Origin of the sequence: Streptomyces smyrnaeus, from assembly GCF_017676345.1 — a bacterium.
In the GTDB taxonomy this organism is placed as follows: Bacteria; Actinomycetota; Actinomycetes; order Streptomycetales; family Streptomycetaceae; genus Streptomyces; species Streptomyces smyrnaeus.
Window position 1 is genome coordinate 676,684 of sequence record NZ_JAFFZM010000001.1, and the last position, 25,164, is coordinate 701,847.

Consider the following 25,164-nt stretch of genomic DNA (forward strand, 5'->3'; position numbering starts at 1 on the left):
GGTTCACGGCTTTCGGAAGCGCCATCGCTGCACGGAGTTGTCCTCGCAGCCCACGATCCTCAGTTGGGAGTGGGCCCGCTTCCGGTCCGCCAGGTCCAGGCACAGGTGGCCGCTCTTGTGGTTGCGGACCGAGAAGGTTCCGTCGGACTGCTTGTCGAACCACCACAGCTGGTTGTCGTTGTCGGCGCGGCAGTGGTACTCGGTCACCGGGGTCGTGGACTTGGCGGGACCGAAGGCGGGCAGGTCCAGGCAGAGGTTGTCCTTGACGTTGCGGATCAGATAGAGGTCCGCGTCCCCGGGCCCGGCGTCCTTCTTCTTCAGATCCAGCCGCCACCGCTGATTGCCGCCGCGTGACCCGGCGGAGGTGTCGCAGGCGCCCTGCTGCACCCGGCCGTCCGGCTTGCCCTTTCCGGTGCCGGGCAGATCCATGCACTTGCCCGTCCTCCGGTTGACGACCATGGTCGTCCCGGAAGGGATCTTCGCGGTGCTCCTGCTGACCTTCTTCTCGTCGCCGGACGAGGAATCCCTCTCGTGCGACTCCTCGTCCTTGTCGTCGTCCGAGGCCTCGTCGGACTTCGGCGGTGATGACGGCTCGGACAGTGACGACTTCGGCCTGTCGGCGTCCTTGCCCTTGTCCCTCTTGGACGGATCCGAGGAGGGCGTCCCGGAAGGAGAGCCGGTCGGAAACCCCGGCGGGGACGGCCGTACGGTGCCGGACGGGCCGCGGCCCGCCTCGTCCTTGGAGCCCTCGACATGCTTTTGGCGCGCTTCGTTCTCCTGCTGACCGTCACCGGTTCCGGCCAGCGCCAGCGGGGTCGTGACGAGCGCCGCCACGGCGACGGCCGTCGTGACGACGACCCACGGCTTCTTCAGCAGGCTGCTCGCCTCGAACTCCTCGTCCGAGCCGCGGGAACCGCGTGGCCCCGCCCCACCGCCTCCGGGCGAGCGCCGGCCGAGCGAGGGGCGGGGCAGCGAGGGGATCGGCGGCCGGGGCAGCGAGGGGCGCGGCACCGACGCCGGCCCGACCCGCGGCTTTCCCGCACCGGTTGCGGCCACCGGGTCACCGCCCGCCACCGCCCCGCCCGCGGCTGCCCCGCCCGTCGTCGTCCCGTCTGCCGGGGCACCGCCCGCCGGTGCGGGCCCGCCACCGGCCGCGGGCCCACCGGTCTGCTCCCCCATCGGCCCGGCGGACTCCGCCGCGCGGCCCGCGCCCTGCCCCAGCAGTCGGCTGGAGCCGTCCGGGTCGACCTCGACGCGCACCGAGTAACCCGTGGCGGGGTTCGAGATGGCCGCCGTGACGGGGGATTCCCTGAGCTGCGCGTACCCGTGCAGGGTGTCGAGTATCGCGGTGTCCAGCGGCTGATCGCCGATCACCGGGACCGGATCGCCGTCGATGGTGGCGGCGCCGTCACCGCCGATGACCACCTCGAAAGGGGCGGCGGACGGCTCGGGCGGGGCGCCCGGCGGCCGCGTTCCTCCGTCCTCGCTCATGTGAACCACTTCCTGACGCTTCAGCTTGCGGCGAACGCACTCACCGAGAAGAACGGGCCCTTCGGCGGACCGGTTCACACCGGCCGCCGGGAGCGGTACCGCACACCGCCGGGCGGACGGTCCGGACCGGGGCGCCGACGGCGGCGCGCCCGGCCCGGCTCGGGCGGAGGCCGCGGTGGGGGCGCGGCCTCCGCCCCTCCCTACGGAGCCGGGAGCGGAACGGTTCACCGCGGTACGGCCGCGGATGCCGCCACCACGGTCGCCCGCTCACTTGTTCCACCTCTTGTTGGTGTTGTTGACGGCCAACTCGCCCGGTGTCAGGTCCACATGGAGGGGGATGCCGGGGCGGCTGCCGACCTTGACGAGGAAGTTGCCCAGGCCCGGCGGGTCGGCCTGGCGGCTGCGGGCGCTGTCCCACGCGGGAGGCGTCGACCAGTCCACCAGCAGCCGCTTCTCGACCTCCGTCAGCTCCACCACCTGCCCGAGCTGCGGCATCTCGGCCGGCGGCAGCCCCGCGCAGACCACCATGCCCGCGCGTTCCACGAATCCCTTGGCCTTGATGCGGTCCTCCTCGGTCGGCAGGGCGAGCAGGTCGCCGATGGTGTGGGTGACCATGGCCAGGCCGACGCCGCGCTGCCGGTCCAGCCGGGTGAGGGCATTGACCCGGTCGACGAGGCCCCGCCCGGCCTGCAGCACCCGCCACAACTCGTCCATCACCAGGAAGTAGTTGCGCTGCGGCTCCAGTCCGGCGTCCGCGAGGGCGTGCGCGGCGGAGACCGCGCCGAACCCGTAGGACCAGCACGACAGCAGCGCGGCGGCCTGCAGCAGGGTCTCGCTGTCGTCGATGCTGCTGATGTCGAAGCACACCGGCCGGTCGAGTTTCATCGGCTCGGTGGTCGGCCGGGCGAAGGAGTCGCCCAGCAGGCCGTCCCCCAGCAGCGCGGTCAGCGAGGCTTCCAGGTTCTCGGTGATGTCCCAGTAGCGTGTGATGTCGCCGCGGTCGAGGGCGACGGCGCGCAACGGCTCGGGGGCGTCCTTGATCACCTGCACCAGATCCGCGAGCACCGGTGTCCGTTCGGTGCCGTGCCGGTCGTCGAGGATGTCCAGGGCCGCGGCGAGCAGCGTCTCCTCGCGGTCGCTCGGCGGCTCGGAGCGCAGAATGGTCACCAGGGCGGAAACCATGTGGAGACGGCGGCTGTGGGTGCCGGCCAGCAGCTGGCGGCGCGCGGCGCCGGTGAGGCGGGCGGCGGCCGAGGTGGACTCGCCGGGGTCCAGGACGTTCAAGTGCCCGCGCCCCCGGCCCAGGCTGATGACCTGTCCGCCGATCGCCCTGATCAGGTCGACGTAGTCGGGCTTGAGGTCGCCGAAGACGAGCGGGTGGACCCCGTAGCCGGACAGGCCGAGCGCCATGCGCCGCACCACGGTGGACTTGCCGAGCCCGGGGCGGCCGAGCACGAACATCGAGGGGTTCGCCAGCAGGCCCGTACGCTGGAACCAGCTCACCGGGTCGCAGCACACCGTGGCCCCGGAGTCCAGGTCGCGGCCGAGCGGTACGCCCACCGTGGGGGTGCCCGCGCCGGCGCCGAACGGCCACAGCCCGCAGACCTGGACGGAGGTGCCCCGCCATTCGGGTGCGGGGTCGACATAGCCGACAGCGCCGCCGCCCCGGCCGGGCCAGCCCCGCGCCGTGGGCTGCGACCGCCGGGGATCGCCGGCCTCCCGCGCCTTCGGGGGCTCGCCCGCCTCGGCCGGGCGACGGGTCTTGAGGGTCCTGGGTGCCATCGGGTCCTCCTGTGCTGGATGGCGACTGCTGCTGCGTCGCGTCGGCGCCGGAACTGGCCTGCGCCGGAACTGCCCTGCGCCGCATCGGTCCGCGCCGCATCGGTCCGCGCCGGATCGGTCCTTCGCTACATCGCGTCGCGCACGGTCTGCGGCAGGGCGGTGTGCAGCGGCAGCACCAGCCCCAGCGGCAGCGCCGCGGCGAACGCGGCGGCCTGCGAGCCGTAGACGGGACGGACCGCGATACGCGCCGCGGGGGCCAGGTTGTCCACCGCGGCGGCGGCCCGGGGCAGGTCCTCGGCGGAGTCGACGGTCGCGGTGATCAACATGCCGAACTGGATCACCCCGTGCCCCTGGGCCTGTTCCTCGGCCGCCTTCCTGGCCGCCACCACCTCCACGTCGTCGCTCGCGCGGCCGATCGGCGACTGCTGGGCGGTGAACAGGGCGTTCTTGTAGTCCTGTTGGACGACGCGGGCGCCCTCGGCCCGGCTGTGCGGGCGGTACAGCAGAGTGACCCGCTTCCGGGCGATGTCACGGTTGGGCTGCACCAGGCCGGTCAGTACGTTGGACAGCACCTCCCCCTGGGGGGCCTGCGTCATGGCCCAGGTGATGCTGAAGACCCCGTCGTGCCGATAGTGGTCCCACGCCTCCTGGGCCGCGGTGGGGCCCGCCTCGTCCCAGGACAGTCCGGTGCCGCCGGCCGTACGCGCCTCCTCCACCAGCTGGGCGACGGTCGGGTCGTAGGCGACCCGCACCGCCTCGGCGAGCTCGGTCGTCGTCATCGGTACGGCCGTTCCCGCGCCGGTCATGGACAGCCCGGCGGTCAGACCGGGCAGCCGGGTGCCGATGTGCACCGCCATGTCCTCGACGTTGCGGCGGGGGGCGCCGGGACGGGCGGCGCCGGAGTACGTCAGCGCGATACGGGTGCTGATCTGCGCCGAGCCGCTGGGGTAGGCCGCGAGGACGTCGCGGAGCATCTCCCGCGCCAGTTCGGGGGCGTCCTCGGCGGAGTTGGCGTCGATCTCCTGCTGGAGCCGGACACCGGGGTCGGGGGCCGTCTCCACGGTGACGCTGGCGGCGACGAGACCCGGCTCCGTGCCCAGCGCGGACAGCCACTGGCCCCAGTGCGCCACCCAGGTGTCCACCTGCAGTTCGTCGACCAGCGCCGCACCGTCCGCGTCGCAGGACAGGACCACGGTGTGATGGTTGGTCGCCGGAACGGTGATCATGGCGAAGGAACGGCCGTAGCCGTCCCGCGCCTCGCTCAGGGACGACTGGGCGGCCAGACCGGGCAGTCGGCAGCTGCCGTTCCCCGCCCGGCCCAGCGGACCCGACCGGTACAGATTGCCTCCGGAGGAGGTGGTGCGCCACCAGGCCAGCCGGACACCGGCACGCTGCATCAGCGTACGGCCGTGCCGGTCGCGCACCGCCAGCGGAGCCATCGCCACGGCCAGTACGACGGCCAGCGCCAGCGCGGCCCACAGGGAGACCAGCGTGGTGAGGACGACGGCGATCAGACCGCCGAAGAGCAGCAGCGTCGCCCCCAGGGACAGGCCCCGCAGACCGGAGGCGCGCGGCTTGCGGAAGTTGCCGTAGGTGCGCGGGGTGGATGCTTCAGTCGCTGCCACGGGGTTCCCCCTGCTGGTCGTCGTGGTGTCGGTGGGTCGTCGGCACCGGCGCGGCGGGGGTCGGCTCCCCGTCCGCGGGGCCGGTGGGAGCGGCGGGGATCAGCTCCTCCACCGCGGGGTCGGCGGGGTGCCGCCGGTCGCCCGGCCCGTTCCGGGCGGCCACCGGGTGCGCCTGCCGGGCGCGTTCGCCGACGGTCGCCACGGTGCTCTCGCCGCCCGAGGGGGTGTGCGAGACATCGGCGCCGTACGCGGGCCGGTGGCCACCCGTTGCCCTGCCCGGGGTGCCGTGCGCACCGGTGGCCTCGACGCGGTCCCTGCCCGCCGTGGCCCCGAAGACCGCGCGGCCGGCGGCGAGACCGCGCAGTTGCGGGACGGTCTGCGCCCCGGTGGCCACGACCTCGCCCCCGCTGTCGGTGCGGGAGCTGGAGCGGCCGCCGATTCCCGCGAGCGTGGTCTGGGCGACGGGAGCCGCCAGCCGCAGCAGCGCGGGCAGGGTGAAGCAGGCCAGCACCAGCAGGACGACGCCGGAGACCATGGAGATGATCTCGTTCCCCGCCCCGTCCCGCGCGGTACCGGACATCGAGAACGCGGCCGCGTACACGATCGCGGCGGTCGGTTTGTAGAGCACGAACGCCAGCAGCCAGCCCACGGACTTGCGGAACCAGGCACGGCCGGCCGGCGTGGAGCTGGCCGCCGCCGACAGCGGGAGCGTACCGGCGAGGATCACCAGCAGTGCCACCCGGACGATCATGAGGGCGATCTGCACCAGGCTGCCGCCGATCACCAGCAGCGACATGATCAGCACCAGGAAGGACGAGTCCGTGTCCCCGAGGGCGAGCATGGCCGACACCCGGTTGTCGAACTCGGTCACGCACTGCTCGACCGGCTCGCCGTCCGGGCTGATCTGCCTGCAGCCGGTGGATCTGTCGATGATCCAGACACTGAATTTGTCGCCCGCCACGGTCAGCAGATTGACGGCGGCCACCCCGGCCGAGGAGACGACGACGAGATTGAGCAGACCCTGCAGAGCCTGTCTGCCGGGCTCGCTGCGACGCTGCCAGGCGATGTGCCCGGCCGCGACGAGCAGGCACAGTACGGCGGTGAAGGAGGTGAACCACAAGGTGGAGCCGGTCAGGAACGCCACCGGCCCGCTGTCCCCGCTGAGCCGGGGGCTCTCGATCTGCGTCCACGCACTGCCGAGCGCCTTGACGGTGGAGGCCGCCGCCTCGGCCGCGCTGTCCACGATGTTGTCGAACGCGCTGTCGCCGACGTCCTTGGGGCTGGTGCCCTGTCCCTCGCCTACGCAGTAGCCGCCGACGGTGGGGCGTACGAAACCGAAGTCGCAACCGGCCATCACACACCACCCCATGCGACGTATCCGGCCAGGGAATCGACCGGAGTGGGGGCGGCCGGATCGGCCGGGTACTCCAGCCGCCAGTCCCCGTCCCGCCACAGGGCCGTCGTGGTGGCGGCCTGCATCCGGCCGTCGGGGAACCGCCACACGGTCTGGATCACCGCCGTGCTGCCGGTGTAGGTGACGAACTTGAAGCCGGCGATCTGCCCTTGGCCTGCGCCGTCGCCCGGCTGCCGGTCCGCCTTGCGCTCCGCCTTGGTGCGCGCGTCGATGTAGGACGCGCGGCCCGCGCCCACGGTCTGGGCCCGCGTCACCTTCAGCCAGTCGTCGGCGGCCAGATACCGCACGCTGATCTGGCTGGTGGCGAGCAGGGCACCGACGGGGGTGTGTGCGTAGCAGCGCGCCACGTCCTGCTCGACCACGGCCGGGCCCGCGGCCTTCGACGACGGCAGGGCGACGGTGTGGAAGAGCTTCCAGGACAGGCCCTTGGGCGCTTCGGTGGGCACATCCTGCCGCTTGTCGCCCAGTTCGGGGCACTTGGCGCCGCTGTCCGCTGCGCCGGACGGTGCCGGCTCAGGTGCCGGACCGCCGTCCGAGGGCTGCCGTGCCGCCGCCGTCCTGGACGCCGAGGCGGTGGCGCCGCCTTCGGAGGCGGCGTCCGAGGAGAAGAGGACCACCGCCCCGATGACGGCCACGAAGCCGATGAACGCGACCGCGAGGACGAAGCCGGTCCTCAGCCATGGGCTGTGCGGCTCATCCGTGCCGGCACGGTTGCCGGACTCTGCCATGTCCCTCCTCCTCCCTGTGATCCGCATGTGCGCACTCTCCGCCTCCGGCTGTCTGCCGGGCGGCCTGCTGACGGGGCGTCATACCAGGGCGCCGACGACGCCGGAGGCGGAGCCGACGAGCACACACGCCCCCAGCACGAAGCCCAGCCCCTTGACGTGCTCCCGGCCGCCGCCCCGGGAGTGGTCGACGGCCATCCGCGCGGCGACGCCGAAGATTCCCGCGACGCACAGCGCCGTGACGCTCCAGGCCACCCACTTGAGCACCGTCACCAGTCCGTCGGCTCCGGGAGGTGCCGCACCCCCGCCGACGTCCGGAGGGCCGGAGGCGGCGGAGTGGGCGGCCAGCTGGCTGAGCTGCTGCGAGGCGACCGAGGCGGCCGCCAACAGGCTGGACATACGGTTCCCCTTACGCGGGTCGGATACGGGCGGACGGGTCGGGGGACGCGGGCCGGGCGAGACGGGCCAGGTCACGCGCCAACGGCGCGCACTCCCTGGGCAGATGGGCCGCGGGCGGCTCACCGAGCCGCCACTGCTCCACCCACGGGACCTCCCAGAGCCTGGGCACCGTGCCGGAGACGAGCTGCAACAGGTCCCGCAGCGCCCGGGGGCGCCGGCCGGGGGCGTCCGCGACGACGACCAGACCGAGCAGCTCGACACCGGTGACCATCCGCGAGGCCCACTGCTGTGCGGCGTGCTGCACGGCCTGCAGGCCGCCCGCGCTGGAGCGCGCCACGAGCACGACCGGCTGCGGCACCTCGGACGAGGGCCAGGCGCGTTCCGCGTCCCGTCCGCCGGGCACGGCCCGCTCCAGCGTGGTGACCCCGGCTCCGCCGTGCACACCCAGCCACCACCACGCCGGGCCGGTGACCGGCTGCGGCGAGGCGACCGGCAGCAGTTGCGCGGGCCGCGGCACACCGGCCCCCTGAGGTGCCGTCGGACCTGTCGGCGCCGTCAGCACACTCTGAACCGATCGCTGCGGCTCCCCGTTGTTGCCCCCCGAAGGGCGGGCCGATGACAGCCAGGGGTTGGAGACCGGCGCATCCCCGGCCATGGCATCTCCCTTCGACGCGAACTCGTCGCCGCGTTCCGCTACATGAATTGACAGAGAGTTCGAAGCGCTGTTTTCGACTGCAGGCCCACATACGGACTCTCGATCGAACTGGTTCAAGGGGAGGGGGTGCGGATGACCACGACCACCATGAGAGGGGCGGCGTGCGTCGTCGCGGGACTGCTCGCCTTGTTGGTGGGGCTGTCCGTGGTGGCGGCCGCCGACGAGGAGGAAGCCGGCGCGCCCACCGGGCTCGTCACCGTGCTCGACGCGGGGCGCGTTCCGCCGGAGTACGTGGAGTGGATCGAACGCGCCGGCAAGGAGTGCGCGGAAGTCAGCGCTCCGCTGATCGCCGCGCAGATCGACGCCGAATCGGGCTGGAACCCCACCGCGCGAAGCGGGGCCGGGGCCCAGGGGCTGAGCCAGTTCCTGCCCGGCACCTGGAAGACATGGGGGGTGGACGCGGCCGGCAAGGACGGCAGCGCCGAACCGGACGGTGTCGCCGACCCGTTCACCCCCGGCGACGCCATCATGACCCAGGCCCGCTACGACTGCTGGCTCGCGGACAAGGTCAAGTCGCTGGGGCTGGACGGCGACCCGACACGGCTGATACTCGCCGCCTACAACGCCGGCCCCGGCGCGGTCGAGCGGTTCGGCGGTCTGCCGCCCTACCCGGAGACGCAGAACTACGTCACGAAGATCGTCACCTCGATGGCGGGCTACTCGGGCGATGCCGCCGGGGAGGACGGCGGTACGTTCGGCAACCGGGTGGTGGCCAACGCCAAGAAGTGGCTGGGCACCCCCTATTCGTGGGGCGGCGGGGGCCCCGAAGGCCCCGGGAGGGGGTTCGCCCAGGGCGCGAGCACGGTCGGGTTCGACTGCTCCAGCCTGGTCCAGTTCGCCGTCTACCACGCGAGCGGCGGCAAGACGCTGCTGCCGCGCACCTCCCAGGTGCAGGTCACCGAGGGCAAGGCCGTCCCCCGCGACGAGATGCGGCCGGGCGATGTGATCGGTTTCGACCTGCACGGCAGCTTCGACCACATCGGCATCTACCTCGGCAACGGTCAGTTCATCCACGCGCCGAAGACCGGCGACGTGGTGAAGATCAGCGACCTCGACGACAGCTACTACGCCGGCAGGCCCCAGAAGGTGAGGCGGTTCGGATGACAGCCCCCAGCATGCGCCGTGCTTCCGCGACGGTGCTCGCCCTCGCGTTCGCGCTCGCCCTGCCCGGATGCAGTGTCGGCGGTGACGACGGCGCGGGCGGCAGCGGTGACCAGCGTGCGCGGCCCCGCGCCTCCTCCCCGGCCTCCGACACATCGGCGCCGGACGGCAACGGGTCCGGCTCGCCCTCGCCGACCGGTCCCGCGGACGGCGAGCAGACCGGGAAGCCGCCCGAGGGGGGCGAGCCCAAGGGGGGCGTTCCCCGGCCCGAGGAGATCGATCAGAAGGACGCCGACGCGGTGGCCGAAGGGACGCTCACGGCCATGTGGACGTACGACACCGCCGTCGATCGCGGTCCGCACGACGCCGGCGTACGCACCGCGAACGCCGGCTGGCTGACCGAGAAGTACACCGAGCAGCTCCGCGGACACCGCTCCCGTTCGGCTCCCGGCGCCCAGTGGGACACCTGGGCGCAGCATCGTGCCTACACCACGGTCGAGCTGACGAAGACCGAGGACGCGGCGAAGCCCGCGGACACCGACACCGAGGCCTGGCGGCAGTGGACCGTCACCACCACCCCGCACGGCCGCGACGGATGGCAGCGCAAGCCCACCGCTGTCGTGGCGTACGTCCACCTCGTCCGTGCGCAGGCCGACGCCGCATGGCGGGTCGCCGGCGTCACCGTGCGGTAGTGCCGGAAGTCTCATCCCGAAGGACAGAAGGAGTTCCATGCCCACCACGTACGAGCCCGACGAGGTACCGGCCTGGCCGGCGTACGCCTTCGTCGTCCGAGGCGGCGGCCAGGTGGCCGTCTCCGGCCCGCTCCTGCCCGCCTGCGAACACCCCAGCCGCACCTCGGCCGTCGACGCGGTCGCGGCGGCCGCCGCCGGGCTCGGCCGGCCGGTGCGGGCCGAGGCCACCGAGGCGGACGGCACCGTATGGCATCTGGTCATCTCCCCCGACGGTGCGGTGGGCGAGCTCTCCGGCGGCGCATCGCGCGGCAGGGCCCCGAAGAAGCGCAACGCTCCCGCACCGGCCCCGGCCCAAGCCCGGGCCCAGGCCCCGGACCCGGTGGTGGCGGCGGCCCCGGCGCCCTCACCCGCCCCTTCCCCCGCGCCTGCCTCGCCCGGCGGCCTGCCGGTGGCCTCCGACGCCCTGGCGGAGGGTGTCTCCCAGCTGGAGACGCACGCCGCGGCAGGCCGCATGGACCAGGCCACCGCGCTGGCCGCGCAACTCGACCAGCACGCCGCCGACTCGCTGGGCCTCTCCCACCCCGACGCCCTGCGCACCCGTGAGGCCCGGGCCCGGATCACCGCACTGGCCGGCGACCCCGTCGGCGCGGTGCGGCTCTACCGCGACATCGCCGAACGCTGGCACTACCAGGGAGCCGACGACCAGGCCGAGGCGGTCGCGTCCCGCGCCCACGCCCTGTGGCTGGAGATCCCCGACCTGGAGACGGCCATCGCCGCCGGAGTCGCCATGGTCCGCATGCGCAACCAGATCCCCGGCGAGAACGGCACCGCCTTCGCCGCCACCCTGCAGCACCAGACCCGGCTCGAAGCGGCCAGGAATGCCACCGCGCAGTCGGCGGCGGCCGGATGAACGCCCCGGCGGGCCGGTACGCGGCGCTCCGTCGGCGCTAGAGCGGCAGATGGCAGGCCGCCAGGTGCTGCGGAGCGCCGGGTGCGGGTTCGTCGGCCGGTACGGTGTCGGCGCACACCTGCTCGGCCTTCCAGCACCGGGTGCGGAAGCGGCAGCCCGACGGCGGATCGGTCGGCGACGGGACCTCGCCGAAGAGCACGATGCGCCGGCTCCGGCCGTCCTGCGGCGCCGCCGTCGGCGGGCGGGGCGCCGCGGACAGCAGCGAGGCGGTGTACGGGTGCCGGGGAGCGGTGAAGACCTCCTCGGCCGGTCCCGACTCGACCACCCTGCCGAGGTACATCACCGCCACCCGGTCGGCCACGTGCCGCACCACCGGCAGGTCGTGCGAGATGAACACATAGGCCACCCCCAGCTCGGTCTGCAGTTCGGTGAGGACGTTGAGGACCTGTGCCTGCACCGACAGATCCAGCGCCGAGACCGGTTCGTCGCAGACGATCACCTCCGGGTTGAGCGCCAGCGCCCGGGCGATTCCGATGCGCTGCCGCTGTCCGCCGGAGAACTCCTGCGGATGGCGGCGCGCGTCCCCGGCCCGCAGCCCCACCATCTCCAGCAGTTCGCGCACCCGCCGCTCGCGCCCGGAGCGCGGCACCAGGTCGGGGTGCGAGAGCCAGGGCTCGGCGATCAACTCCCCCGCTGTCATCCTGGGGTTGAGCGAGGCGAACGGGTCCTGGAAGACCATCTGCACCCGGCGCCGCCAGGCCAGCAGCGACTTGCCGCGCAGCGTGAACGGGTCGACGCCGTCGTAGCGCACCGTCCCCGCGTCCGGGCGCTCCAGCATCAGCAGCACCCGTGCCAGCGTGGACTTCCCGCACCCGGACTCGCCCACCAGGCCCAGCGTCTCGCCGCGCCGCACGGTGAGGTCCACCCCGTCCAGTGCGTGCAGCCGGGTGCTGCCCGAGGCACTGCGCGGCACCCGGAAGGTCTTGGTCAGGCCGTGCGCTTCGAGGAGCGGCTCCCCGGCGGTCGGACCGGTGGTGCCCGCACGGTCGGCGGTGCCCGCGGTGTCGGCGGTCTCAGACATCGGCCAGCTCCTTCCAGTAGTGGCAGGCCGACGCCCGCCCCGGCCCGGTGGCGACCAGCGGCGGCAGATCGGTGGCGCACCGGTCGCGCGCCAGCGGGCAACGGGCGCGGAACGCGCAGCCGGTCGGCACCGACCCGGGCCGCGGCGGGCTGCCCTCGATGGACGGCAGTGTGCTGCCGCGCGGGTGACCGGCGGGCACCGAGTCCAGCAGGCCCCGGGTGTAGGGGTGCCGGGGGGCCGCGAAGACCTCCGCGACGGGGCCGGACTCCACGACGGTGCCGGAGTACATCACCGCGACCTGGTCCGCCTGCTCGCCGACCACCGCCAGATCGTGGGTGATGAGCACGAGCGCCATCCGCGTCTCTCGTCGCAACTGGGCGAGCAGTTCCATGATCTGCGCCTGCACGGTGACGTCGAGCGCGGTGGTCGGCTCGTCGGCGAGCAGCACAGAGGGCCGCAGCGCCACCGCCATCGCGATGAGCAGCCGTTGCCGCATACCCCCCGAGAACTGGTGCGGATACGCCTTGGCCCGCAGCCCCGGCTCCGGAATCCCGACCCGCTCCATCAGCTCGACGGCCTTGTTGCGGGCGACGCGCCGGGAGGCCTGCTCGTGGATACGGAACGGTTCGGCGAGCTGCGAGCCCACCGTGTAGACGGGGTTGAGGGCGGTGAGCGCGTCCTGGAAGACCATCGCCAACTGTGGTCCGGCGAGGCTGCGGCGCTCCCTGCGGCCCAGCCGCAGCACGTCCCGCCCGCCCAGCCGCACTTGGCCGCCGACGACCTCGGCGACGGGGTCGAGGAGGCCGGCGACGGCCTGCGCGGTCATGCTCTTGCCGCAGCCGGACTCGCCGAGCAGGGCCAGCGTCTGCCCGGAGCGGACCGAGAACCCGACGTCCCGTACCACCGGTGTACGGCCTCGGGGGGTACGGAGCTCCACGGTCAGTCCGCTCACCTCCAGCGCGGTGCCGCTGCCGGTGCTGGTGCCGGTGCCGGTCTCGGTGCCCGACGTGCCATGTCCGGTCAAGGCCGCTCTCCCTTCCGGGTCTTCCTGGGCACGGTCAGTCGCCAGCGTTGGGCGGGGTCGCCGGCCATCCGGGCCCAGCCCGCGAGCACGGTCATCGCTACGGTCGTCAGGATGATCGCCAGGCCCGGGAAGACCGCGGTCCACCAGGCGTTCTGCAGTTCGGCGCGGCCCTGCGCCACCATCAGCCCCCAGGACACGTCCGGTGGCTGGATGCCGATGCCGAGGAAACTCAGCGAGGATTCGGTCAGCATCACGAAGCAGAAGTCCACGGCGGCCACGGTGAGCAGCGTGGGCAGCACGATCGGCGCGACATGGCGCCGTACGATCGCCCAGTTGCCGGTGCCGAAGGTGCGGGCCGCGTCGGCGAACAGCCTGCCGCGCAGCTCCGCCGACTCCGCCCGCGCGGTGCGCAGATACACCGGGATCCGGGCTGTCGCCAGCACCGCGACGAGGTTGGCGACGCTGGGGTCGAACACGTACAGCACCACCACGGCCAGCAGCAGGGAGGGGAAGCTGAGGATCACATCGGCGATCCGCATCGAGACGCTTTCCCGCCAGCCGCGGTGGAAGCCGGCCCACATGCCCCACACCGAGCCGACCACCAGCGACAGCAGCACTGCCGGGACGGCGACCGACAGCGTCGTGCCCGCCGCGACGACCAGCCGCGCCAGTACGCTGCGCCCCAGGGAGTCGCTGCCGAGTACGAATTCCCAGCCCTCGTCGGTGGAGAACGGCCGCAGTTTCACCGCGCGCAGGTGCTGTTCGCGGGCGAGGTCGCCGAGCAGCGGCGGTCCCAGCACCGCGCACAGCCCGACCAGCAGCAGCACCGCGCAGGCCGCCACCGCCATCCGGTCCGCGACCAGCAGGCGCAGCAGCCCGGCGCGGCCGGTCTCCTCCCCGGCCCTCGCGCTCTGTGTCCCGTCGGCCTCGGCGGCCGGTCCGCTTTGGTTCTCGTTCTCGTTCTCGTTCGCGTTCGCGTTTCCGATCTCGTGCGTACTCACGCCAACGCCCCTTGTCTGACCCGCGGGTCGATCAGCACGTAGCAGATGTCGATGAGGAGGTTCAGCGCGAAGATCGTCAGCGCGGTCAACAGCACCGCCGCCTGCAGTACCGCGAAGTCGCGCTGGAGGATGGAGTCGATCATCAGCTTGCCGATGCCCGGCCAGCCGAAGATGGTCTCCACCACCACGGCACCGTTGATCAGCCCCACGGCCAGATCCCCGGCGACGGTGAGCGTCGGCGCCCCCGCGTTGCGCAGCGCGTGTTTGAAGATCACCCGCCGCTCGCCGGCGCCCTTGCTGCGCGCCACCTTGATGTACGGCTCGGACAGCGCGGTGACCATCGCGCCGCGCACCACCTGCACCAGGACCCCGAACGGCCGGATGAGCAGGGTCGCCACGGGCAGCACCCAGGCCGCGGCGCCGACCGTACCGGAGGTCGGCAGCCAGTCCAGGGTGACCGCGAAGATCAGCACACCCATGATCGCGAACCAGAAGTCGGGGGTGCTCGCCGCCGTCGAGGACAGGAAGCCGGCGATCCGGTCGGCCGGCGAGTTGGGCCGGTAGGCGGCCAGACTGCCGACGACGACCGCTCCGGCGGCCGCCAGCAGCAGCGTGATGCCCGCCAGTTGCAGCGTGGCAGGGAACGCCCGCAGTACGGCCTCGGCGGCGGGCTGCGCGGTACGCAGCGACTCGCCGAAGTCGAGCCGGGCCAGCTGTGCCAGGTAGTCGCCGAACTGCACCAGCAGCGGGTCGTCGAAACCGTGCTGTGCGGAGAAGGCCTCCCGCATCTCCTGCGTTGCGCTGAGCGGCAGGTACAGGTTGGCCGGATCGCCGGTGAGGCGGGCCAGGAAGAACACGCCCAGGACCACGACCAGCAGCGGAACCGCGCTGGAGAGGATCCGGCGTCTCAGGAATGTCAGCATCGTCCCTCTCAGCCCGCCGGGTGGATCTCGGCCAGGTGCATCTCGTCGCCGCTCGCCGAGTCCGGCTTGTACGTCACATCCGGCGCGAGCGCGATGATGCCCTTCATATGGGCGAGTACGGCGTCCCGGACGACCTTCTCGCTCTGGTGGGCGAGGGCTTCGGCGAAGCGGGTCTGCCGCTCGCTGCCCGCGGCGCGCTCCGCCCGCTGGATCCGCTGGTCCAGGCCGGGGGTGCCGTAGCTGCTCTGCGCACCCTTGCTGCCGTAGATCTGTTCCATGGTGAACGCGGCGTCACCGGCCTGGTTACCGTGCTGGGCCTGGAGCAGGGTCGGGCCCGCGTCCTTGGGGAACGGCCGGAGCAGATACTCCGTCCAGGCGTTCACATCCAGCATCTTCACCTCCACCCGGAGCCCGGCGTCCCGCAGCCCCTTCTGCACCACCTCCATCGCCTCGGCGGCCTTGGGGTAGATGCCGTTGCGCCCGATGATCGTGATCTCGGTCTCGACGGGGACGCCGTCGGCGCGGGCCTCGGCGATCAGTGACTTGGCCCGCTTCATGTCGTAGGGCCAGGCCTTGATGTCCGGGTTGTAACCGGTGACGCCGTCCGGGACGAGCTGCCCGGCCGGCCTGCCGAGCCCGGCGAAGACGGAGGCGACCAGACCCTTCTTGTCGATGGCGTAGTTGATGGCCTTGCGCACCCGGATGTCGTCGAGCGGCGGCTTGTCGGCGTCGATCCGCAGGTAGGAGGTCTCGTTGTTCGGGTACTCGACGGCGTGGTCGCCGGCCCCGTCCGCCGGTGCCAGGCCCACCGCGACGTCCGCCTCACCGCTGCTGATCATGGCGGCCCGTACGCTGCCCTCGGCGCGCCAGGTGTACAGCGCCGCCCGGTAGTCGGGAGCCTTGCCCCAGTAGCCGTCGTAGCGGGCGAGCCGCAGATTGATGCCCTGGTTCCACTTGTCGATGCGGTACGGGCCGGTGCCGACCGGCTCGCGCACCCGGGAGTCGGCCTTCGTGCTGGTGGGCACCATCTCCACGAAGGACAGCCGCAGCGGGAGGATCGGGTCCGGCTCCTGGGAGGTGACCCGTACCGTGGTGGCGTCGACGGCGGTCGCGGTGATCTCGCTGTCACCGAAGACATAGCCGTCGACGTTGCACTCGATACCGGAGTCGAGCGTCCGGTCGATGGAGAAGGCCGCGTCCTTGGCGGTGAAGGCCGTGCCGTCGTGGAAGGTGACGCCCTTGCGGAGGGTGAACTTCCAGGTGGTCGGCGACGTCTGCTTCCAGCCGGTGGCGAGCTTCGGCTCCAGCTCGCCGGTCTCGGGCACCCGTTCGGCCAGCGGTTCGGTGATGTTGGAGCGCACGACCCGGCCGGTGGCGGTCAGCGAGGCGTCGCACGGCTCCAGGGTGGGCGGCTCCTCGGGCAGCACGATCTGCACGGTGTCGGCGCCGGCGGCCGACCCGGAGTTGGCGACGGTGCACCCACCCGTCAGCAGCACCGCCCAGGCGACGGCGAGCACGGTGGCACGCCGACCCGGCGGGCCGATGGCCACGGGTGGGCGGAGAGGGGACTTCATGATTGCCGGTGCTGCTGAGGGAGCGCCATGAGGCCAGCCTTCCGTCCGCTTCCGTCCACATACGTAAACGCGATCTGTCATTGTGAACGGGAGTAAAGTGCGGGCGGGACTGGCGCGTCAAGAGATGTGCCAGTGAAATTCCGCGTCGACCGGCAACCGTCGACCGGTCGACGGGGTGCGCGTCGCCAGGCGCTCGCCTCAGCCGCGCTCGCGCAGGTATGTCTCCAACTCGGCGGCGCCGTTCAGCATCGCCCGCCCGCGGGCGGACAGCCGGCCGCGCCAGTCGTCCAGTGCCGCCTCCAGCGGCTCCAGCCCACCGGCCGCCCGCACCTGCGCGAGCAGCGGCGCGATCTGCCCCAACGGCCGACCGCCCCGCCGCAGTTGGTGGGCCAGCCGGGCGTCCCGCACATCGGCCTCGCCGTACACGCGGTACCCGGTCAGCGGGTCGCGGCGCGGGCGCACCACCCCGGCGCGCTCCCATTTGCGCAACGTCGCGGGCCGGATGCCGAGCTTGCCGGCCAACGGCCCGATGAACATGCTGCCGCCGGTCCCGGACCCCGCGGCCGTACCGGACGCCGCAGCCGAACCGGACGCCGCACCGGACTCGTGCGCCGCACCGGACTCCGGCGCCGCACCGGGCTCCAGAGCGCGGAGGGCACTCTCCACGGACTGGAGGGTCCTACGGTCGTCGAGGAGTTGGGCGTGGCTCTCGTCGATGAGGCGGAAGGCCTCATCGACCGCGCCCTCGTTCACCGCTCGCATGATCGACGTCGCGGTCCGGTGGCCGTGGCCGGGCAGCAGGGCGAGAAACGCTCGCAGGGCCCCCGCGTGCAGCGAGGTGTAGGTGCGGTAGCCGTGCGGTGTGCGATCGGCGGCCGGCAGGATGCCGGCCGCCTCGTAGTTCCTGACCGCCTGGGTGGACAGACCGTGCCCGCGCGCCAGATCAACCGGCCTGAGCCTGCCGCCGCTTTGAAGCTTTTCCCCCATGTGCCCGCCGGTAGTGCGAAGAAGTTTCAACCGGAAGTTCAACGATACCGTTGAGGCCCATGGTTACTGACATCAGGGACGCCGTCCATACCGTCGAAGCCGCCGCCGTCATGGCGCTGCTCCCGGCCCGGCCGCGGCTGCTCGCCCTGGGCGAGCCCGCCCACGGCGAGGAGACGCTGCTCGGTCTGCGCAACGAACTCTTCCGGCAACTCGTCGAACAGGCCGGCTACCGGACGCTCGCGATCGAGAGCGACTGCGTGAAGGGGCTGATCGTGGACGACTACGTCACCTCGGGCACGGGCACCCTCGACGAGGTCATGGAGCAGGGGTTCAGCCACCCGGACCTCGGGTTCGGCACCTCCGCGGCCAACCGCGAACTCGTACGCTGGATGCGCGCCTACAACGACGGGCGGCCCGCCGCCGACCGGCTCCGCTTCGCCGGTTTCGACAGCCCCCTGGAGATCACCGGCGCCGCGAGCCCCCGGCAGACCCTCACCGCACTCCACGGCTACCTCGCGGCCCAGGTGGACGCGGATCTGCTCCCCTGCACCGCGAAGACCCTCGACCAACTGCTCGGCGCCGACGACCGGTGGACCGACCCCGCCGCGATGAGGGACCCGGCCCGGTCCGTGGGGCAGTCGGCCGAGGCCGGTCGACTGCGGCTGCTCGCCGACGATCTGCTGGCGCTGCTCGACGCCCAGGCCCCGCACCTGGCCGCAGCCACCTCGCGGGCGGACCTGGACCGGGCGCGCCTGTACGGGCGCACCGCCCTCGGCCTGCTGCGCTACCACTTCTGGATGGCCGACACCTCACCGGCCCGGATGGCCCGGATGGTGGGCCTGCGGGACCAGATGATGGCCGACAACCTCCTCGCCCTCGCCCGGCGGGGCCCGACCCTGGTCCACGCCCACAACGGCCACCTCCAGCGGGAGAAGAGCTCGATGCGCATGCGGGACCAGCCGCTTGTGGAGTGGTTCAGCGCCGGCGCGCTGGTGAGCGCCCGCCTGGGCGAGGAGTACGCCTTCCTGGCCACGGCCCTCGGCACGCTCCGGCACCACGGCGTGGACTCCCCGCCCCCGGACACCCTCGAAGGACTCCTGTACGCCCTCCCGGAGGACCGCCACCTCGTCGACGTCCCCCGGCTGGCCTCCGCCCTCGGCGACACCCGCCCCGCCCACCGCGAGTCCCCCTATTACGGCTACGCCTCGCTCGACCCGTCCCACCTGCCCGGCTACGACGGCATCGTGTTCGTCAAGGACGTACCGGACAGCTAGGACCGTCCTCGATCGGCCTTGCCCGCCCGGCCGGTCTCACGCGCCCCCTCAGCCGATGGTGACGACCCGCGCCCAGGAGGGCGGGGTGTCGGGGGTGTAGTCGGGGTTCTCCTCGTCCACCGCGCCGGCAGGGCGGGGGAAGAGGCCGACGACGGTGCGGCAGGGCGGCGGGGCGGAGGGCCACGGTGTCTGACCGTCCGTCAGGGCGACGATCACATCCGGGCGCGGCCCGGAGCGGAGCGCCCGGGCGAAGCCGGAGCGCAGATCCGTTCCCCCGCCGCCGATCAGCTCGATGTGCTCGGCACGGCAGAGCGGGACGGCGACCCCGGCCGCCGCGTCGCAGGAGATCACCGAGACCAGGTCCCGGCGCCCGCCCACCGCCCGCGAGATCGCCGCCACCTCCAACAGGGCGCTGCCCAGCTCGGCGTCGCTCACCGAGGCGGAGGTGTCGATCACGACGCGGACCCGGGGCGGTGTGCGGCGCAGGCTCGGCAGCAGCACCCCGGGGACACCGGCCGAGCGCCGGGACGGCCGCCGGTAGCTGTGGTCCTCGCCCGCTCCCGGCGCGCCCGCCGCCGAGCGGACCGCCGCCCCCAGCAACTGCCGCCACGGCTGCGGCGGATGGAACACCTCGTCCGCCCACCGGCGCCACCCCTCCGGAGCCTCGCCCGGTCGGCCCTTGATCCCCTCCGCGACCCGGAAGCGGACCGCGTCCCGCTGCTGCCTGCTCAGCCCGTGCGCCCCGTCCGGCCCCAGCTCCCACGGCCGGTGCTGCCCGTCGGCACCGCTGCCGCAGTCCAGCCAGGCCAGGTCGGCGGTGAGCCCGGACATCGACGCCGTCCGCAGGTACTCCTCCATCAGCAGCCCGTCGGGCAGCCGCAGCAGCGACGGCAGTACCGCCCCGGCGGGCCGGGGCAGACCGTCACCGTAGATGTCGTCGTTGATCTCGAAGTCGGCGGCGATGTTCCGCCGCAGCCTCTCCCATCCTTCGGCCGGGGTGGCCGGCGTCCCGCTCCGCCCGCCCGGTCGGTACTCCCGCTGCTCCCCCTGCTCCCGCGCATACCGCTCGCCCCGTCCGTGGTGGTCCCGGAGCAGATGGGAGACCTCGTGCACCCAGACGCCCGCCAGCTCCTCCACCGGGAGGCGGTCCACGAAGCGCGGGGAGACATAGCAGCGCCAGTGCGCGTCCACCGCCATCGTCGGCACCGACCGGTCCTCCACCACGTGCAGCGCGAACAGCGCCTCGGCCAGATAGGGGCGCACCTTGACCGCGTGCAGCCGGGCGGCCAGCAACTTGGCCATGTCCAGGGCGGGTTCGGGACGGCCGACCGGGCCGCCGGAGCCCTCGTGCCGGCTCGGCACCGCGGCCCGCCCGGGGTCCGGGACGGGCGGCGGCGCGGGCCGGGGCACCGGTCGCGGCGGCGGGTGCGGCACCGGGCGCTGTGCGGCCTCCGTCATCGGCACTCCCCCGTCGCACGCCCGGCCTCGGCAGCCGCCGCGGCCCGCTCCACCGACCGGTCGGCGCGCCGGGCGAGGCCGACCACCCCTGCCAGCCGCTCCACCGCCTCCGGCACCTCCCACTCGTCGCGCCGCAGCGCGGCCAGTGCCGTCGCGGGGGCGACCAGCAGGTCCGGGGCGCCGGTCTCCAGCGCCCGGACCAGCACCGCCCAGCCCGCCTCCCACCGCCGGCGCTCCGGCCGCGCCCCGACGGCGGCCACCACCGCCTCCAGTGCCGCCTGACGCAGGTCCCCACGCGCCGGCAGCTCGGCTGCGGCCGGATCGGCCAGCAGCGACTCCGGGTCCGGCAGGTCCATCCGGTCCAGATGGGCGAGGAGTTCGAGTCCCGGCCCGTCACCCACCGCCCCCCGCACCAGCAGCGCGAGCACCTCCCGGGAGACGGAGGCCGCCGTGCCGAAGGCCAGCAGGGTCAACGCGGTCTCCCAGCTCCGGGGCGAGGGCCAGGCGCCACCGCGCCGCGCCTCGGTGCTGGGCAGCCGGTGGATCAGGGTCGGCCGGACCTCCAGGAAGCCGCAGACCGCGCGCCGCGCGAAAGCCACCGCCTCCGGCAGCCGCTCCGGCACCAGCCGGGGCAGCTCCGCCCGCGGCCAGACCCCGCCCAGCCCGCGCACCACCACCTGCCGGTCGTGCACCCAGTTCAGATGTACGAACCGGTTGGCCAGCGGGGGACTGAGCTCCCAGCCGTCCGCCGCCGAGGCGCGCGGATTGGCGGCGGCCACGATCCGTACGCCCGGCGGCAGTTGCAGCGCCCCGACCCTCCGTTCCAGGACGACCCGGAGCAGCGCTGCCTGGACGGCCGGGGTGGCGGTGGAGAGTTCGTCCAGGAAGAGCAGTCCCCGCCCGGCCCGTACGAGTTCCACGGCCCACTGCGGTGGCGCCATCGGCACCCCCCGCACCGCCGGGTCGTCGCCCACGATGGGCAGCCCGGAGAAGTCGGACGGCTCGTGGACGCTGGCGATCACGGTGGTCAGCGGCAGGCCCAGGGAGGTGGCGAGCTGGGTCAGGGCCGCGGTCTTGCCGATCCCCGGCTCGCCCCACAGCAGCACGGGCAGGTCGGCCGCGACGGCCAGGGTGAGCGCTTCGAGCTGCTCGTCGGGGCGCGGCTCGGTGGTGGTCGTCCGCAGGAGGGTCAACAGGTCGTCGGCGACGGCGAGGTGGTCGCCGGTTCCAGATGCGGCGGGTGCGGTGGGTGCGCCGGGCGGGGGCGTGTCGGTGGCCGGGGCGGAGGCGGACAGGACGGTGCTGGTGGTCATGGGCATCACCTGGGGTCGAGTGAGGGGACGGGTCGCCCCGTCCGGACGGCGTGCGGGTGTGCGGCGCGGATCGCGCCGGGTGGGAGAGGACGCTGGGTGGGAGGACTTCGGTGACGGGCGGGCGGTCAGCGGGTCAGGCCCGTGCGGGGCCGGGCCCGGTTGTCCCGCTTGCGGCGCATCGCAGCAGGCGTACGGCGGTCGAGTCGCGGGCGGTGGCCCGCTCCCGCCTCCCGCACCACCGAGGCGCCGTCGCCCCGTTCGGGGCCGGTGCCGGAGCCGGCAGCGGGGTGGACGGCGACCAGCCCCGAGCGGAAGAGTCCGTGGTCGATACGGCGGGCCGCTGCCGTCCGCAGGGCCTCCCGGAGCGGCCCGTCGCGCAGTACCGCACCGGGGCCGAGCAGCCCCTCGACCACGGCCAGCGCACCGGCCACATCACCGTGGCCGAGCCGTTCCCGGACCGCGGGCAGTGCCTGCGGGTCGCGGTGCACCGCGTCGATCGCCCGCAGACAGGGCAGCGCCGGTCCGCCGAGCGCCACGAGCAGCTCCTCCCTGCGCAGTTCGTCCGGATCGTGATCGACCGCCGTCAGTCTCCCGTCCCGCAGTGCGATCCGGTGCACCTCACCCCGACACGCGACCCGGTGCGGATCGCCGGGCTCGGGGACGGAACCGGCCACCGGTGGTGCCGATCCAAACGGCGCCAGCACCGCGGCGACCAGCGGGTGCAGCCGCTCGGCCGTGACCAGCCCGGCGCGCAACAGCTCCAGATCAGGCAGGACCCGGGCCGCCGCTTCCGGCAGCACCGGAAGCGCCGCCACCTCCTGCGGCGGCAGTCCCTCCCGCAGTGGCCGTAGCGCCGGGGCATGGCTGTCGTCGGGAGCGACGAGTTCGAGCACGGCGCGGCTGCGCGTGCCGAGCCGCACGGTGAAGGCCCCGCGAGTACGGCCCGCGGCCCGCAACAGCACCTCCGCCTCGGCAGCCCAACGTGCCACCGCCCAGGGGGAGTCTAGGGCGGTGGACCGTTCGGGCCCCGCGGGCCGCACAGGAGCCGCCATGGACGGTGCGGACGGTGCCTCGTCCGCACCGCACCGGCGCGCCAGTTCACCGCTTCGGTCCACGTCCCACAGGTGCCGGTGCAGATCGAGCCGGAAGCGCCGGTCGGGATGCGGGTGCGGATGCGGGCGTGGGCGCAGCGGGGGCCGCGGGCCGCGCTGCGGGGGCTGTCCGCGGGTGTCGTCCCCGGCCCCTTCCCACAGGGCGAGGGACATCCGCTGCCCGGCGTCCGCCCAGGCCGGCGGTGTGCGCACCACCAACTGCGGGGCCGTGGGGCCGAGGTCCGGGTAACAGGCCAGCGGGACGGTGAGGCCGGGGCGGAGCCGCCCGTCGGGGGCGATCCGGGGCATGTGCCAGCGGAGCAGGTCCGGCGCCAGCCGACGCAGATCCGCGCGGAGACGGGTGACGAGTTCGGTGCCGTGCCGGTTGCGCACGGCGCGCAGAACGAGGTCGACATCGATCCGGGCGGCGGCGCAGGCCCCCGCCCAGTCACCGACCGCACGCCGGGCGGTCGCGGTCTCGATCATGGACGGTGGCACGGCGTACTCACGCACGCGCTGCCACATCAGCAAGCGGGCCGGAATCGGGTTCGCGGGGTGATGTGCCATCAGCACTCACCTTGCGCGAACGATTCCCCCAATCCGCACGAGGAGAAGTTCATCATCTCCGGCATCCTAACCATGCCGGAGATGATCTGTCAGTGCCCGCAGCCGGTCACCGACCGTCGGTGGCGGACGCCGCCGCTGTTCCCGTCACCCCCGTACCAGCGTCACTCCGGTCTCCGCGCAGCGTCCGGCCAGTTCCTCGGGTGCCTCCGCGTCCGTCACCAGCGTCCAGCCGTCCGGGAGTCGGGCCCAGGCGGGCGCGTCGCGCACCCGGAGTTTGGTCGCGTCGGCCAGCACCACGACGCGGTGCGCCCGCGCGGCCACCCGCTCCTTGACGGCCGTCTCCGCCAAGGTCGGCTCCCCCACGCCACGGTGCGGATCCACGGCATCGGCGCCGAGGAAGGCCACCTCGAACGACAGCCGCTCCAGCGCGAGATCGGCCAGCGGTCCGACAAGGCCGTGGCTGAGCGGCCGGACACTGCCGCCCAACATCACCACCTCGACGCCCGGCGCGTCGGCGAGGACCTGCGCGGTCTCCAGGCCGCGGGTGACCACAAGGGCCTGGTGGTCGCCGGCGGCGGCCCACTCCTCGGCCAGGTGCCGGGCCAGCGCGGCGCAGGTCGTCCCCGCGTCGACGAAGACCGCTCCGGTGGCGGGCACCAGCGGCCGGGCCGCCTGAGCGATGGCGGCCTTCGCCCGCAGCCGCAGCCGGGCGCTCTCGGCGACCGGACGCTCGTGGAACGCCTCGGGCACCACCGCGCCGCCGTAGGTCCGGGCCACCTGCTGGTCCACGGTGAGCCGCCGCAGATCGCGGCGGACGGTCGAGGCGGACACCTCCAGCGCGGTGGCGAGTTCGTCCACATGTGTGGTGCCCTCGCGCAGCAGCGCCAGCAGCGCCTTGTGCCGGGCACGGGTGCCGCTGCGTGCGGCGGACGGCTCAGCCATAGGTGGCACGGATGGCCGGGGCGTACGGGCTGTAGTCCACGGCGGCGCGGTAGGCGGAGAGCATGGTGGCATGGTCGGCCCTGCCGGTACCGGCGATGTCGAAGGCGGTGCCGTGGTCGACGGAGGTGCGCAGGATCGGCAGCCCCACGGTGACGGAGATGGTGCCGTCGAAGTCGTAGGTCTTGGCCGGGATGTGACCCTGGTCGTGGAAGTGCGAGAGCACCCCGTCGTAGCGGCCGGTGAGGCCCTGGTGGAAGACCGAGTCGGCGGGCACCGGGCCGGTCACGTCCAGTCCGTCGGCGCGGGCCGCCTCGCAGGCGGGCGCGATGTGCTCGATCTCCTCGTCGCCGAAGGCGCCGTTCTCACCGCCGTGCGGATTGACGGCGGCGACGGCCAGCCGGGGCCGTTCGGTGCCGAAGACCCGCAGTGCCGTCATGGCCTCGTCGACGGAGTTGCGTACCCGCTCCGCGGTCAGCTGGTCGAGGGCCTTGCGCAGCGCCACGTGCCGGGTGGTGAAGAAGATCCGCAGGTGGTGCCCGTCGACCGCGGTGTTGCGGACGACGAACATGGTGTCCTGGCGGGTGACGCCGGTCAGTTCGCCCAGCATCTCGGTGTGCCCGAGGTGCTTCGAACCGGCCTGCCAGATGGCCTCCTTGTTGATCGGGCCGGTGACGATGCCGGCGACCTCGCCCGCCAGGGCCGCGCGGGTGGCGGTCTCGATGGCGGTGACGGCGGCGCGGCCCGCGCGCGCGTCGACGGTGCCCCAGTCGGGCACGTCCGTGCCGAGGACGCCGGTGTCGAGGACGTCGATGACGCCGGGACCGGCGGGCTCGACCGCGAAGTCGGGGACCTCGCGGACCTCCACGTCCGCACCGGCGGCGCGCGCGCCGCGGCGCAGCGCCTCCGCGTCGCCCACGGCCACGCCGTGGTGGTCCGGCTCGCCGGCGACGGCCGCGAGGGTGCGGGCGGTGATCTCGGGTCCGATGCCGACAGGGTCGCCCAGGGTGACGGCGAGGACGGGACGGGCCACGGTGTTCCTCCAGGTGGTGTGTGTGCGGTGTTCCGGTGTGTCTGC

General features: G+C 73.6%; 22 protein-coding genes. 4 read left to right on the forward strand and 18 right to left on the reverse strand.

Features of this window, described 5'->3' with window-relative positions; all coding sequences use genetic code 11:
* Nucleotides 1–3: 3 nt before the first annotated feature.
* From JW613_RS02970 to JW613_RS03000, 7 genes are all read right to left on the reverse strand, one after another.
* Nucleotides 4–1,491 (reverse strand): RICIN domain-containing protein, encoded by a 1,488-nt coding sequence (locus tag JW613_RS02970; protein ID WP_209209084.1) that lies wholly within the window; start codon nucleotides 1,489–1,491, stop codon nucleotides 4–6.
* A gap of 267 nt (nucleotides 1,492–1,758) precedes the next feature.
* Nucleotides 1,759–3,273 carry a putative type IV secretion/conjugal transfer ATPase gene (locus tag JW613_RS02975; protein WP_245224808.1) on the reverse strand — a complete coding sequence of 505 codons (1,515 nt, stop codon included), beginning with the start codon at nucleotides 3,271–3,273 and terminating at the stop codon, nucleotides 1,759–1,761.
* A gap of 125 nt (nucleotides 3,274–3,398) precedes the next feature.
* Nucleotides 3,399–4,898 (reverse strand): SCO6880 family protein, encoded by a 1,500-nt coding sequence (locus tag JW613_RS02980; protein WP_209209085.1) that lies wholly within the window; start codon nucleotides 4,896–4,898, stop codon nucleotides 3,399–3,401.
* On the reverse strand, nucleotides 4,885–6,252 hold the full coding sequence (locus JW613_RS02985; RefSeq protein WP_209209086.1) for a hypothetical protein: 1,368 nt from the start codon (nucleotides 6,250–6,252) through the stop codon (nucleotides 4,885–4,887). Before JW613_RS02985 ends, JW613_RS02980 begins: the two co-directional genes overlap by 14 nt.
* Nucleotides 6,252–7,040, reverse strand: coding sequence for a DUF8175 domain-containg protein (locus tag JW613_RS02990; RefSeq protein ID WP_209209087.1), 789 nt, complete (start codon nucleotides 7,038–7,040; stop codon nucleotides 6,252–6,254). Before JW613_RS02990 ends, JW613_RS02985 begins: the two co-directional genes overlap by 1 nt.
* A gap of 78 nt (nucleotides 7,041–7,118) precedes the next feature.
* Nucleotides 7,119–7,436 (reverse strand): hypothetical protein, encoded by a 318-nt coding sequence (locus JW613_RS02995; protein ID WP_099885165.1) that lies wholly within the window; start codon nucleotides 7,434–7,436, stop codon nucleotides 7,119–7,121.
* 10 nt (nucleotides 7,437–7,446) lie between these two features.
* Nucleotides 7,447–7,953, reverse strand: coding sequence for a DUF6668 family protein (locus tag JW613_RS03000; protein WP_209209088.1), 507 nt, complete (start codon nucleotides 7,951–7,953; stop codon nucleotides 7,447–7,449).
* A gap of 270 nt (nucleotides 7,954–8,223) precedes the next feature.
* Between JW613_RS03000 and JW613_RS03005 the strand changes: the two genes are divergently transcribed.
* From JW613_RS03005 to JW613_RS03015, 3 genes are read left to right on the forward strand one after another with little or no spacing between them, the layout of a single operon-like run.
* Nucleotides 8,224–9,255 (forward strand): bifunctional lytic transglycosylase/C40 family peptidase, encoded by a 1,032-nt coding sequence (locus JW613_RS03005; protein ID WP_209209089.1) that lies wholly within the window; start codon nucleotides 8,224–8,226, stop codon nucleotides 9,253–9,255.
* Nucleotides 9,252–9,944 carry a hypothetical protein gene (locus JW613_RS03010; protein ID WP_209209090.1) on the forward strand — a complete coding sequence of 231 codons (693 nt, stop codon included), beginning with the start codon at nucleotides 9,252–9,254 and terminating at the stop codon, nucleotides 9,942–9,944. The genes JW613_RS03005 and JW613_RS03010 overlap by 4 nt, the downstream gene beginning before the upstream one ends.
* 37 nt (nucleotides 9,945–9,981) lie before the next feature.
* Nucleotides 9,982–10,854: a hypothetical protein gene (locus JW613_RS03015; protein ID WP_209209091.1), complete on the forward strand. Its 873-nt coding sequence runs from the start codon at nucleotides 9,982–9,984 to the stop codon at nucleotides 10,852–10,854.
* Nucleotides 10,855–10,891: 37 nt separating this feature from the next.
* Here JW613_RS03015 and JW613_RS03020 read toward each other — a convergent pair whose 3' ends face one another.
* The 6 genes from JW613_RS03020 to JW613_RS03045 form a co-directional block, all read right to left on the reverse strand.
* On the reverse strand, nucleotides 10,892–11,935 hold the full coding sequence (locus tag JW613_RS03020) for an ABC transporter ATP-binding protein (RefSeq protein ID WP_209209092.1): 1,044 nt from the start codon (nucleotides 11,933–11,935) through the stop codon (nucleotides 10,892–10,894).
* Nucleotides 11,928–12,959 (reverse strand): ABC transporter ATP-binding protein, encoded by a 1,032-nt coding sequence (locus JW613_RS03025; protein ID WP_209209093.1) that lies wholly within the window; start codon nucleotides 12,957–12,959, stop codon nucleotides 11,928–11,930. Before JW613_RS03025 ends, JW613_RS03020 begins: the two co-directional genes overlap by 8 nt.
* Nucleotides 12,956–13,960, reverse strand: a complete 1,005-nt coding sequence (locus JW613_RS36270) for an ABC transporter permease (protein ID WP_307865765.1) — start codon at nucleotides 13,958–13,960, stop codon at nucleotides 12,956–12,958. The genes JW613_RS03025 and JW613_RS36270 overlap by 4 nt, the downstream gene beginning before the upstream one ends.
* Complete coding sequence (locus tag JW613_RS03035) at nucleotides 13,957–14,883, reverse strand: ABC transporter permease (protein ID WP_209209094.1); 927 nt, start codon at nucleotides 14,881–14,883, stop codon at nucleotides 13,957–13,959. Before JW613_RS03035 ends, JW613_RS36270 begins: the two co-directional genes overlap by 4 nt.
* Before the next feature lie 8 nt (nucleotides 14,884–14,891).
* Nucleotides 14,892–16,457, reverse strand: coding sequence for an ABC transporter substrate-binding protein (locus JW613_RS03040; protein WP_209209095.1), 1,566 nt, complete (start codon nucleotides 16,455–16,457; stop codon nucleotides 14,892–14,894).
* A gap of 198 nt (nucleotides 16,458–16,655) precedes the next feature.
* Nucleotides 16,656–17,444, reverse strand: a complete 789-nt coding sequence (locus JW613_RS03045) for a TioE family transcriptional regulator (RefSeq protein WP_209209096.1) — start codon at nucleotides 17,442–17,444, stop codon at nucleotides 16,656–16,658.
* A 59-nt stretch (nucleotides 17,445–17,503) separates the two neighbouring features.
* Between JW613_RS03045 and JW613_RS03050 the strand changes: the two genes are divergently transcribed.
* Nucleotides 17,504–18,718 (forward strand): erythromycin esterase family protein, encoded by a 1,215-nt coding sequence (locus tag JW613_RS03050; RefSeq protein WP_209209097.1) that lies wholly within the window; start codon nucleotides 17,504–17,506, stop codon nucleotides 18,716–18,718.
* 48 nt (nucleotides 18,719–18,766) lie between these two features.
* Here JW613_RS03050 and JW613_RS03055 read toward each other — a convergent pair whose 3' ends face one another.
* The 5 genes from JW613_RS03055 to pdxA all read right to left on the reverse strand — a co-directional run bounded on the left by JW613_RS03055 (nucleotide 18,767) and on the right by pdxA (nucleotide 25,119).
* Nucleotides 18,767–20,020, reverse strand: a complete 1,254-nt coding sequence (locus tag JW613_RS03055; protein WP_209209233.1) for a vWA domain-containing protein — start codon at nucleotides 20,018–20,020, stop codon at nucleotides 18,767–18,769.
* A 152-nt stretch (nucleotides 20,021–20,172) separates the two neighbouring features.
* Entirely contained in the window at nucleotides 20,173–21,489 is a 1,317-nt protein-coding gene (locus JW613_RS03060; protein WP_209209098.1) for an AAA family ATPase, read from the reverse strand.
* Nucleotides 21,490–21,614: 125 nt separating this feature from the next.
* Complete coding sequence (locus tag JW613_RS03065) at nucleotides 21,615–23,147, reverse strand: hypothetical protein (protein WP_209209099.1); 1,533 nt, start codon at nucleotides 23,145–23,147, stop codon at nucleotides 21,615–21,617.
* A 144-nt stretch (nucleotides 23,148–23,291) separates the two neighbouring features.
* Nucleotides 23,292–24,089 (reverse strand): DeoR/GlpR family DNA-binding transcription regulator, encoded by a 798-nt coding sequence (locus JW613_RS03070; RefSeq protein ID WP_209209100.1) that lies wholly within the window; start codon nucleotides 24,087–24,089, stop codon nucleotides 23,292–23,294.
* Nucleotides 24,082–25,119, reverse strand: coding sequence for a 4-hydroxythreonine-4-phosphate dehydrogenase PdxA (gene pdxA, locus JW613_RS03075; RefSeq protein WP_099885150.1), 1,038 nt, complete (start codon nucleotides 25,117–25,119; stop codon nucleotides 24,082–24,084). Before pdxA ends, JW613_RS03070 begins: the two co-directional genes overlap by 8 nt.
* Nucleotides 25,120–25,164: the final 45 nt, after the last annotated feature.

Bases quoted from the DNA above. Each gene is read 5' to 3' on its own strand.
- JW613_RS03060 (WP_209209098.1), bottom strand. From the start codon at position 21,489: ATGACCACCAGCACCGTCCTGTCCGCCTCCGCCCCGGCCACCGACACG.
- JW613_RS03005 (WP_209209089.1), top strand. From the start codon at position 8,224: ATGACCACGACCACCATGAGAGGGGCGGCGTGCGTCGTCGCGGGACTG.
- JW613_RS03055 (WP_209209233.1), bottom strand. From the start codon at position 20,020: ATGGCCAAGTTGCTGGCCGCCCGGCTGCACGCGGTCAAGGTGCGCCCC.
- JW613_RS03040 (WP_209209095.1), bottom strand. From the start codon at position 16,457: ATGAAGTCCCCTCTCCGCCCACCCGTGGCCATCGGCCCGCCGGGTCGG.
- JW613_RS03010 (WP_209209090.1), top strand. From the start codon at position 9,252: ATGACAGCCCCCAGCATGCGCCGTGCTTCCGCGACGGTGCTCGCCCTC.
- JW613_RS03015 (WP_209209091.1), top strand. From the start codon at position 9,982: ATGCCCACCACGTACGAGCCCGACGAGGTACCGGCCTGGCCGGCGTAC.
- JW613_RS02990 (WP_209209087.1), bottom strand. From the start codon at position 7,040: ATGGCAGAGTCCGGCAACCGTGCCGGCACGGATGAGCCGCACAGCCCA.
- JW613_RS03050 (WP_209209097.1), top strand. From the start codon at position 17,504: ATGGTTACTGACATCAGGGACGCCGTCCATACCGTCGAAGCCGCCGCC.
- JW613_RS03070 (WP_209209100.1), bottom strand. From the start codon at position 24,089: ATGGCTGAGCCGTCCGCCGCACGCAGCGGCACCCGTGCCCGGCACAAG.
- JW613_RS03020 (WP_209209092.1), bottom strand. From the start codon at position 11,935: ATGTCTGAGACCGCCGACACCGCGGGCACCGCCGACCGTGCGGGCACC.
- JW613_RS02985 (WP_209209086.1), bottom strand. From the start codon at position 6,252: ATGGCCGGTTGCGACTTCGGTTTCGTACGCCCCACCGTCGGCGGCTAC.
- JW613_RS02975 (WP_245224808.1), bottom strand. From the start codon at position 3,273: ATGGCACCCAGGACCCTCAAGACCCGTCGCCCGGCCGAGGCGGGCGAG.
- JW613_RS03065 (WP_209209099.1), bottom strand. From the start codon at position 23,147: ATGGCACATCACCCCGCGAACCCGATTCCGGCCCGCTTGCTGATGTGG.
- JW613_RS03045 (WP_209209096.1), bottom strand. From the start codon at position 17,444: ATGGGGGAAAAGCTTCAAAGCGGCGGCAGGCTCAGGCCGGTTGATCTG.
- JW613_RS02970 (WP_209209084.1), bottom strand. From the start codon at position 1,491: ATGAGCGAGGACGGAGGAACGCGGCCGCCGGGCGCCCCGCCCGAGCCG.
- JW613_RS03035 (WP_209209094.1), bottom strand. From the start codon at position 14,883: ATGCTGACATTCCTGAGACGCCGGATCCTCTCCAGCGCGGTTCCGCTG.
- JW613_RS02995 (WP_099885165.1), bottom strand. From the start codon at position 7,436: ATGTCCAGCCTGTTGGCGGCCGCCTCGGTCGCCTCGCAGCAGCTCAGC.